The 8639-nt window shown below is 55.5% G+C and carries 9 protein-coding genes; 1 reads left to right on the top strand and 8 read right to left on the bottom strand.

Features of this window, described 5'->3' with window-relative positions:
- Positions 1–123: 123 nt before the first annotated feature.
- The 8 genes from ACR0J8_RS12865 to ACR0J8_RS12830 all read right to left on the bottom strand — a co-directional run bounded on the left by ACR0J8_RS12865 (position 124) and on the right by ACR0J8_RS12830 (position 7533).
- Positions 124–1641: an aldehyde dehydrogenase family protein gene (locus tag ACR0J8_RS12865; protein WP_480890537.1), complete on the bottom strand. Its 1518-nt coding sequence runs from the start codon at positions 1639–1641 to the stop codon at positions 124–126.
- A 34-nt stretch (positions 1642–1675) separates the two neighbouring features.
- The gene (locus tag ACR0J8_RS12860; protein ID WP_480525040.1) at positions 1676–2020 is read right to left on the bottom strand and encodes a cupin domain-containing protein; all 345 of its coding nucleotides are present in this window, start codon (positions 2018–2020) and stop codon (positions 1676–1678) included.
- Complete coding sequence (locus ACR0J8_RS12855) at positions 2017–2382, bottom strand: cupin domain-containing protein (RefSeq protein ID WP_480525042.1); 366 nt, start codon at positions 2380–2382, stop codon at positions 2017–2019. The genes ACR0J8_RS12860 and ACR0J8_RS12855 overlap by 4 nt, the downstream gene beginning before the upstream one ends.
- Positions 2379–3665 carry a glycosyltransferase gene (locus tag ACR0J8_RS12850; RefSeq protein ID WP_480525044.1) on the bottom strand — a complete coding sequence of 429 codons (1287 nt, stop codon included), beginning with the start codon at positions 3663–3665 and terminating at the stop codon, positions 2379–2381. Before ACR0J8_RS12850 ends, ACR0J8_RS12855 begins: the two co-directional genes overlap by 4 nt.
- A 24-nt stretch (positions 3666–3689) precedes the next feature.
- Positions 3690–4703, bottom strand: a complete 1014-nt coding sequence (locus tag ACR0J8_RS12845) for an ABC transporter ATP-binding protein (protein ID WP_480525045.1) — start codon at positions 4701–4703, stop codon at positions 3690–3692.
- Between the two features lie 44 nt (positions 4704–4747).
- Positions 4748–5530, bottom strand: coding sequence for an ABC transporter permease (locus tag ACR0J8_RS12840; protein ID WP_480525047.1), 783 nt, complete (start codon positions 5528–5530; stop codon positions 4748–4750).
- Positions 5530–6384: an ABC transporter permease gene (locus ACR0J8_RS12835; protein WP_480525049.1), complete on the bottom strand. Its 855-nt coding sequence runs from the start codon at positions 6382–6384 to the stop codon at positions 5530–5532. The genes ACR0J8_RS12840 and ACR0J8_RS12835 overlap by 1 nt, the downstream gene beginning before the upstream one ends.
- A 78-nt stretch (positions 6385–6462) precedes the next feature.
- Entirely contained in the window at positions 6463–7533 is a 1071-nt protein-coding gene (locus ACR0J8_RS12830; RefSeq protein WP_480525051.1) for a polyamine ABC transporter substrate-binding protein, read from the bottom strand.
- Here ACR0J8_RS12830 and ACR0J8_RS12825 point away from each other — a divergent pair.
- Complete coding sequence (locus tag ACR0J8_RS12825) at positions 7532–8635, top strand: GntR family transcriptional regulator (RefSeq protein ID WP_480890531.1); 1104 nt, start codon at positions 7532–7534, stop codon at positions 8633–8635. The two genes, ACR0J8_RS12830 and ACR0J8_RS12825, sit on opposite strands and share 2 nt — an antisense overlap.
- Positions 8636–8639: the final 4 nt, after the last annotated feature.

The raw sequence follows: 8639 nt of genomic DNA, 5'->3' as shown, positions 1-8639 counted from the left end.
GGGGAAAAAGGGCTCAAGACGTGCCATTTGCGCGTCCGTTAGCCAGTAAAGATCAGACATGTTCACCACTCGTTTTCCGAACCGTGAATCACGCGGCCAAGCGGAAATCAATGGGTCCCGAGCCTAGCCGATGTGCTTTCTCCCGCCCTGTACGTCATCTGAATAGAACCAGTCGTCGGGATATGGATACCACCAGTCCGCCTCCTTCGCCTTCGGATCAATCATGACCATCTTGGGCCGTCTGAAAGCCTCGAGGCCTTGAAGGCCTAGCGTGCGCCCAAGCCCAGAATTCTTGACGCCGCCAAAAGGCAAGGCATCGTTGTCCACGAGCGGGTTGTTGACCCAGACCATCCCCACCTGTAGCTTGTTCACCCCTTGAAATGCCTCGTCCAAGTCGCCGGTAAACAGGCATCCGCCAAGACCGAATTGTGACGCGTTTGCCAGTTCAAGCGCTTGGTCAAAGTCGCTCACCCGAATGACCGAGGCGACTGGCCCAAAGACCTCTTCCTGAGTTAGCGCCATGTCCGTCGTCACGCCGGTCAGGATCGTTGGTTCGAAAAACCAACCCGGCCCGGCGTGATCCGGGGTACCGCCTCCTACCTCAACCACCGCGCCTTTCTCAGTTGCATCACGCACCAGCCGCTCGACCTTGTCGCGTGCCTCCTTGGAGACCAAAGGTCCGATTTCCGCCACCCCCATTCCGTCGCCGATGCGCAGTTTCCGGGTTCGGGTCACGAATTCATCGACAAAATCGTCGTACACGTCATCCACTACAAAAATCCGTTCAGACGATGTACAAACCTGGCCCGACTGCAAAAATGCAGCGGTAACCGCCCCGGCAGCAGCGACCGCGATGTCGGCGTGTTTACTGACGATCAGTGGATCGCTTCCCCCAGCCTCGATCACTGCGGGTTTTAGATTCTCTGCTGCGGCCACTGCGACTGCACGACCTGTCGGCACGGACCCTGTAAAAGCGACCACATGGGTTTTGGGGCTGGCAATCAGCTGTTTGCCCACGTCTGCACCACCCGGCAGGCAAGCAATCAGGTCTTGGGGCAACGCCCGAAAAAACTCCATGAACGCCATCGTGCACAAAGTTCCTGCGGGTGAGGCTTTCAACACTACACCGTTACCTGCCGCAAGTGATGCGGCCATCGACCAGCAGCCAAGAATGAGGGGGAAATTGTACGGAACCACATGCACGGACACGCCGTAGGGCTCGTATGTCTGATACTGAAATGATCCAGTTTGCATCGTGCCGGCGATCTTGCCCGCGTCATTGCGCGCCATCTCGGCATAATAGCGGAAAACCGGCGGGATGTTCGCAATCTCGCCGATCGATTCAGGGTAAGGTTTGCCCGTTTCCAATGTCATCAAGCGGGCGATCTCAGTCATGTCGCCGCTTTCGATGTCGTTGGCGATCTGGTGCAATACCCGCGCGCGAGATTTGCAGTCCATCGCAGACCACTTCCTTTGCGCCGCATTGACCCGGTCCAGAACCTGGTTCACGATCTGCGGCGACGGCTCACCAAAAACCCCGACGGGCTGCAAGGTAGACGGGTTGACCAGAGTGGTCCCACCACCCTCCAGTGGCACATGCTTGGGGTTGAGGTAGTAGGTGGGTTTGAACGGGTCACGCATTTGGCAGCCCCCTTGTTTGACAGGCATTGCGCCGTTAGCGGATCATGTACACTTTCTTGACCGTCTCGTGGACAGAGCAAACGCCTTTCCAGTCCTGCGGAAAAAAGGCCGCAGTATCGGGCGTAATCTCAATTACCTCGCCGCTTTCATGGACATAGGTACAGCGGCCTTCCAGAAAGTGGCAGAACTCGTCCTTGGTGACGTGACATTCCCACTTACCGGGAGTGCAGACCCAAAGGCCGCATTCGGACTGGCCGTCAGGCCCCTTGTGGATCAGCTTTCCCGAGGTGCGGGATTGCCCTTCAATCATCGTCGGGATTACCCCCCAATCGACAAGATCAGTCTGCTGGAGCGGGTTTTGCATACGTGGCGTGGTCATGTTTCAGGTTCGCGATCCGTTAGGTAGTAGGTGTTGCGCAATGTTTCCTCGACCGTGCATTCCCCTACCCAACCGGCGAGGAATAGTACGGCCGTTCCGGGCGTAACTTCGATGCTTTCGCCTGCATCCGACCGATAGACCGCGCGGCCCTGCACAAAATAGCAGAACTCGTCACGCGGTATCGTTAGGCGCCAGCGGCCTGGAGTACAGACCCATACGCCGATCTCCGGCCGGTTGTCAGGACCCTTGTGAACCAGCATACCCGATGAATGCGACTGGCTTTCAATCATGTCCGGCTGTAGCCCCCAGTCCGTGAGGTCGGTGCGGGTCGAGATTTCCGAAAGATGCGGGGCGCTGCTCATTCCGCGGCTTTCAGGATTTCGTCGAGAATGCCAGCTGCCTTGGTCGGGCCATGCCGTGACTGCATGTGAGCAGAGGTTGCCGCCATCTTCGCCTGCATTCCTGGATCGTTGATACATTTGTCGAGGGCAATAGCCAATTCATCATCGGTCCAGTCGTATCGGTGAAACCCGAACCCGTGGCCGGTTTCCTGAACACGGGTGGCGTTATCGTGGCCGTCCCAGACATAGGGCATAATGATTGCTGCTTTGCCGAAATATAGGCACTCTGTGAACGAGTTGTTACCGCCATGATGTATCACCGCGTCAACCTGCGGAATTACCGAAGGCTGGGGATACCAGCTCTGTATGTGCACGTTGTCGGGAATGTCTGTGTATTCGTCAATATAATCCCCGACATTTACGAGCGCCCGGTAGGGCAACCTGGAAATGGTCGAAATGATCCTCTTTAGCAGGTCGGTGTCGCCTGCGCCAAGCGACCCGAAAGATACATAGAGAAGTGGTTTGTCATTGTTGGACTTAAACGTTGGCACCTCAAAGGGTTCTTCTTCGCGCACGCAACCTTCAAGATACTGAAACCGGTTTGGGTCCAGTGGGTTCTGCCGTTCGTACTTTGCCGGCTCGGGATAAAGCAGAAGGTTCATTGTGGGCGACGCTTCGAAAAACTCTCCAATCGGATAGGCGTCTTCGTTGCATCTGGCTAGGAACGCATTGTAGTCGTTGTGGATCGGCTTGATCATATCGTGGAACTTTGCCTCATAGGCCTCCATGCCCTCGCGGTCATCCACCCGGCAGCCCGATAAGTGCGGCGGCACAATCGGGTCCGGGATTTCGTTTTCGGAACATGAGATGATCCGCACCCACGGTACGCCGAACTGCTTGATGGCTGGGAACATAATAACATTATCCACGCAGATCATATCTGGTTTGATTTTTGCCAATACCTCGGGCAGATCTTTTTGCGCCCATTTTGCGCTGTCGACGATCGCCTCCCAGCAATCCTTGACGTAGTTATCGATCTGGTCAATCGGGGCTTTGCGAAAATTTGGGATGTGACCGTTGATGAAATCCTCCCAGAACTTTGCCATCGCCTCGGGTTCCATCGGCTCGGACAGGGCAACAGGATGCGCCTCAAACCCATAACCTTCATATACCTCGACAAAGCCGGGATCGCTTAGAAATACAGCCTTATGGCCCAGTTTCTCGCAGGCCTGCGCGATGCCAACCGAATTCAGCGCAGGGCCAAAGGCAGCTTCGGGGAAGAAGGCGATGGTTTTCTGTGACATTGTAGGTCTCCGGTTAGATTTGGCTTAGCAGTTGGGAAGGATGCGGGAATGTTTCGCGTCCCATACGCAGTGGACATCCTGACCCGGCTGGATATTTTCACGGTCGGCTTGGCTGGCAGGAACGCGGGCGGAAAGGGTGCTCCTCCCGCCGCGAACGCGCACATGCACACCCAGGTCTGACCCGTGATAGGCGACTTCTTCGACAGTGCCGGGAAGGCAGTTGCGCCCATCTTGAGGGGCGGTCTGCATCAGGCTGACCCGTTCCGGGCGCACAGCAATCGTGGCAGCACCGCGCAGCTCGGAAACGCCCCTCAGCACCCCCGCCCCGTCGACATCGACACCGCCGTCGACGGCGTTACCATCCAGAAAGTTCATCACGCCGACAAAATCTGCAACAAAGCGCGATCCGGGGTGTTCGTAGAGCTCGTGAGGAGTACCGACCTGCGCCAGCTTGCCATCATGCAAGACCGCGATCCGGTCGGCCATGACTAAAGCCTCTTCCTGGTCATGAGTCACAATCAGAAATGTAATCCCCACCTCGTGCTGCAACCGTTTGAGTTCCAACTGCATCTCTTCTCGCAGCTTCTTGTCCAGAGCCGAAAGGGGCTCATCTAACAGCAGGACCTTTGGCCTTTTGACCAGCGCGCGCGCCAAAGCGACCCGCTGTCGCTGCCCACCGGAAAGCTGATCCGGCTTGCGTCCAGCAAAGCCTGAAAGCTTCGCGCTTTCCAGAACCTCGGCCACCCGCATGGCGATTTCTTCCTTGGGCAATCTCTCCATCTCTAACCCATAGGCGATGTTTTTTTCGACGCTCATGTGCGGAAACAAGGCATATGACTGGAACATCAGGTTCAGGGGCCGCCTGCTGGGGCGTATGTTTGTCACGTCCTGCCCGGCAACTATTACCTGTCCTTCCTGTGGTGTTTCGAACCCCGCCAGCGTCCGCAACAATGTGGTCTTGCCGCAGCCCGATGGGCCCAGAAGTGCAAAGAACTCGTTATCGCGAATATTCAGTGAAACGTTGTCGATCGCAGTCACCAAACCGTATCGCTTGGTTATATTCCTGAGTTGAATCCCTTGGCTCATCGGCTGAAAACCTCTTTGTCGGCACGCTGCGCGAAGAAGACCAGCGTGAACGAAACGAACATGACGATGGTAGCCATCGCGTTGATTTCCGGCGTAACGCCAAATCGGATCATTGCGTAAATCTGCATCGGCAACGTGGTCGAGGATTGCCCAGCACCTGCGGTGAAGAAGGCAATAATGAATTCGTCCACAGACAGGGTAAAAGACAACAGCGCCCCGGCAATAACCCCCGGCGCGATGGCGGGCAGCAGAATGCGGCGAAAGGTGGTGAATTCGCTGGCCCCAAGGTCGGCACTGGCCTCAAGTATCGAATGGTCGAAATTGCGCATCCGCGTTCGTACCACGGCGACAACAAAGGCTATGTTAAATACGACATGGCTGAGGATGATCGAATGAAGCCCCAGCGTCATGTTGAGTAGGGTGAAAAAGGACAAGAGCGCGATGGCCAGAACTATGTCGGGGATGATCATCGGTGCGAACAGAACCGCGTCTAGAACTGAAGAATTACGCCGTGTCTCGACACCGACCGCCAAAAGCGTGCCGATTATTGTCGCCAGAACGGTCGAGATTAAGGCCACGATTAGCGTGTTGCGCGCTGCCGACAGTATTGGATCCGCGGTAAACAACTTGCCGTACCATTCCAACGAAAACCCGGTCCATACAGTTGGAAGTCCGGCCCGGTTAAAGCTTAGCGCCATGAGCACAAGGATCGGCACATAGAGAAAGGTGTAAAACAAAACCAGGTGCAGCTTCAGGCCCATGTTGGATCGGCCCCGCATCAGTCCTGCCCTCTCTGTCCCGCTGCGCGATTGGCCAATACCGCCTGTGCGAACAGTAGCCCCATCATGATCGCAATCAGGAACATCGACAACGTTGCTCCGAACGGCCAGTCGCGGGCGCTCAAGAACTGGTCATAGATCAGGTTTCCAACCATCTGAAGTCGCCCGCCACCAAGCAAATCGGGCGTAATGAAATTGCCGATCGACAGCACAAAAACAAAGACACCACCTGCCGCAATGCCGGGAACGGTCTGTGGCAGTATCACCCGGTAGAAAGTGGTCCAAGCGGGCGCTCCAAGATCTTCCGAGGCTTCTATGGTTTCGACACTTATGCGGTTCAGCGATGAATAGATCGCCAGAACCACAAAGGGGGTGTAGTTGTAGACAAGCCCAACGATCACCGCGAAATTGTTATAAAGCAGAGACAGCGGCTCATCGATCAAACCTGCCCCCTGGAGAGTATTATTGATCAAGCCCTCGCGGTTAAGCATCACGATCCAGGCGTAAGTGCGTATTAGGTAGTTGGACCAGAACGGCAGGATCACCAAGATCAGCAAACCAGTCTGCCAACGGCGCGGCGCCAGCGTGATGGCATAGGCCGCCGGATAGGCGATCAGGATCGCGATTATCGTGGCCAGAAATGCGATCTTGGCCGAGCGCAAGAAGATCCCGAGGTAAAGAGGATCGGCGGCCCGCACAAAATTTTCAAACGTAAAGACGTGGTCGATGCCGCCATAGATACCGCGTTCAAAGAACGCATAGGTAAAAATAAGACCACACGGAACCACCATAAGAAGCGCAAGCCAGCCCAGGCCCGGCCCCAGCAAGATCACCGATTTCAGTCGATTGGTCATATACTTGGCAATCTGTGGAGTGATGTCGTACAGGCCCGACCCTTTGTTCGGGTCGGGTTTTGCTCAGGGTTCGATCACTTACTGTGCGGCCATGATTTCGGTCACGGTCCGAGCAAAAGGTTTTTGGCCCTCGCCGAGATCGCGCAGCTGCTCGTACTTGGTAAGATCTGCAGGCGACATTCCCATGTTCGGGAAGGTGCCGATCAACGACGGGTCCAGCGCCTCCATCGCAGCCTTGTTCGGCGTTTTGTAAAGGATATTGCTGGCAACCCAGACACCGACATCCGCCCCCAAGACATAGTTTACAAAGGCATGCGCCGCGTCTTTGTTTTCAGATGCATCTGTGATGACTAGCGCATCTACCCACAGATCCGATCCTTCTGATGGTATCGTGTACTTGATGTCCGCGTTTTCACCGATGCCGTAGTTACACCAGCCATCCCAGGCGTGAACCATGGTTGCCTCGCCCGATACCAACTTCAGATAAAAAGTTGCGTCGTCGTAGGCCAGCAGATCCTGCTTCGCCGCGACCAGCAGGTCCTTTGCAGCCGCCAACGTCTCATCCGACGTATCGTTCAGCGACTTTCCGAGGGCTAGCGCAGCAGCCCCCATCAGCCAGCGATCCGTCGAGAGCATTGTCACTTTGCCTTTAAGGTCGTCAGAGGGTTTGAGCAGATCATTCCACGAAGTTGGCTCTGCCATCAGGTCTGACCGGTAGCATAAGCCCGTCGTGCCCCAAGCGTATGGCATTGAATAGTTGTTGCCCGGATCATGGGCTAGTTCTTTCGCTTCGTCATACAGGTTGGAGGCATTCGGAACCTTGTCGTGGTCGATTGCAGCCACCAGCCCCAGGTTGTTTAACGCCTCGGCAAAAGGCGACGAGACGAAAAGAACGTCGTAGCCCTTGCCTCCACCGGCTACGACCTTGCCCATGATTTCTTCGTTGGTGCCATGCACCGAGAGCTCGGCCTCGATACCGGTTTCCTTGGTGAAATTCTCCAGCAGGTCCGGCGGCATGTAGCCGTCCCAGTTCGAGATCACGATTTTTTCTGCTTGGGCCGCTCCGGCGAATACGCTGAGTGCGCAGGCCGCCCCGGCGGTGAGCCAAGCAAATGGCAAACGGAACGAATTGGTGAACTTGTTGGTCATGTCTTCCTCCCTTGACATCCGCGCTCGCTTCTGGGGCGAGATATATGATGCAATCACGGTATTTTTTGACGAAATAAAACTCAACAATTTTTTGAATCATTTTTGTATGGCCCGGCGAAGCCATTTAAGGTACCGTTTTTATTGTATATTAATTAAGTATGACGAAAGCCGTCTTCTTATGTCACCAAGCAAACACTTGAAACTTGCTCAAAAAATACTGGATGTTGCGTTGGATCTCGATTTGCATCAGGGCGACAGACTGGTGGAGAAAACCCTTGCTGATTCGTGCAGCGTCTCTCGCACTCCGGTTAGATCCGCATTGAGGCTACTGGAAAAGGAGGGGATGGCACGCAAAGCGGCAGAAGGCGGGTTTGTCCTAGAATGCGAACCCGAAAAGGGGCATTCGATACTCAACCAACATGCGATCGGAGCAGGTGTGGATCTCGCTGGTGCCATCCTACGAGATCGCGGCGCCCGACGCCTGGACGGTGCCATCAATGTCACAGACCTGATCCGCAGATATTCGGTTTCCCGCAGCGCTGCACAGCGTGGGCTCGAAGCCCTCCTGGCCCAAGGTGTGATTCAGAAAGCCGAAGGTCAATCCTGGGTTTTCACGCGCATGCCGGGAGACCGCTCCGGACGAATAGAGAGCTACGAATTTCGTCTGATACTTGAACCGCAGGCCATTCTGTCCGACGGTTTTAAGTTGGACACCAAGCGCGCCGATCTGGTCCGCAGCCAGACCGAAGCGCTTCTGGCGCAGTCGGAAAACTCTTTCAATAGCCAGGATTTCCAAGACGCGGACCTTGCCTTTCACAAGCTCATCGCTCGATCGTCCGGAAACCAGTATCTAGCTTCTGCTCTCATGGCCCATCATGGGTTGCGCCACCTGCCAGGCGGATCATTCGGTATGATCGACTTTCGGATGCGGCAGGCGCTCGATGAACATCTGCGTATACTTGATTTCATCGAACAGGGTTATTTCGATCTTGCGGCGGATCAGATGAGGGTACATTTGCGGCTTTCAATGCACCAAAGGCCCAGCGTAGCCAATCGTGGTGCTCCGGCGCTAGTCCAAGCAACCCGCGGGTCAATCCGGTGAGTGA

The organism is Ruegeria sp. N11 (assembly GCF_056531525.1).
The sequence above is the reverse complement of the archived record's forward strand: the minus strand, read 5'-3'. Positions and strand labels throughout refer to the sequence as shown.

Bases quoted from the DNA above. Each gene is read 5' to 3' on its own strand.
- ACR0J8_RS12865 (WP_480890537.1), bottom strand. From the start codon at position 1,641: ATGCGTGACCCGTTCAAACCCACCTACTACCTCAACCCCAAGCATGTG.
- ACR0J8_RS12860 (WP_480525040.1), bottom strand. From the start codon at position 2,020: ATGACCACGCCACGTATGCAAAACCCGCTCCAGCAGACTGATCTTGTC.
- ACR0J8_RS12855 (WP_480525042.1), bottom strand. From the start codon at position 2,382: ATGAGCAGCGCCCCGCATCTTTCGGAAATCTCGACCCGCACCGACCTC.
- ACR0J8_RS12850 (WP_480525044.1), bottom strand. From the start codon at position 3,665: ATGTCACAGAAAACCATCGCCTTCTTCCCCGAAGCTGCCTTTGGCCCT.
- ACR0J8_RS12840 (WP_480525047.1), bottom strand. From the start codon at position 5,530: ATGCGGGGCCGATCCAACATGGGCCTGAAGCTGCACCTGGTTTTGTTT.
- ACR0J8_RS12835 (WP_480525049.1), bottom strand. From the start codon at position 6,384: ATGACCAATCGACTGAAATCGGTGATCTTGCTGGGGCCGGGCCTGGGC.
- ACR0J8_RS12825 (WP_480890531.1), top strand. From the start codon at position 7,532: ATGTCTTCCTCCCTTGACATCCGCGCTCGCTTCTGGGGCGAGATATAT.
- ACR0J8_RS12830 (WP_480525051.1), bottom strand. From the start codon at position 7,533: ATGACCAACAAGTTCACCAATTCGTTCCGTTTGCCATTTGCTTGGCTC.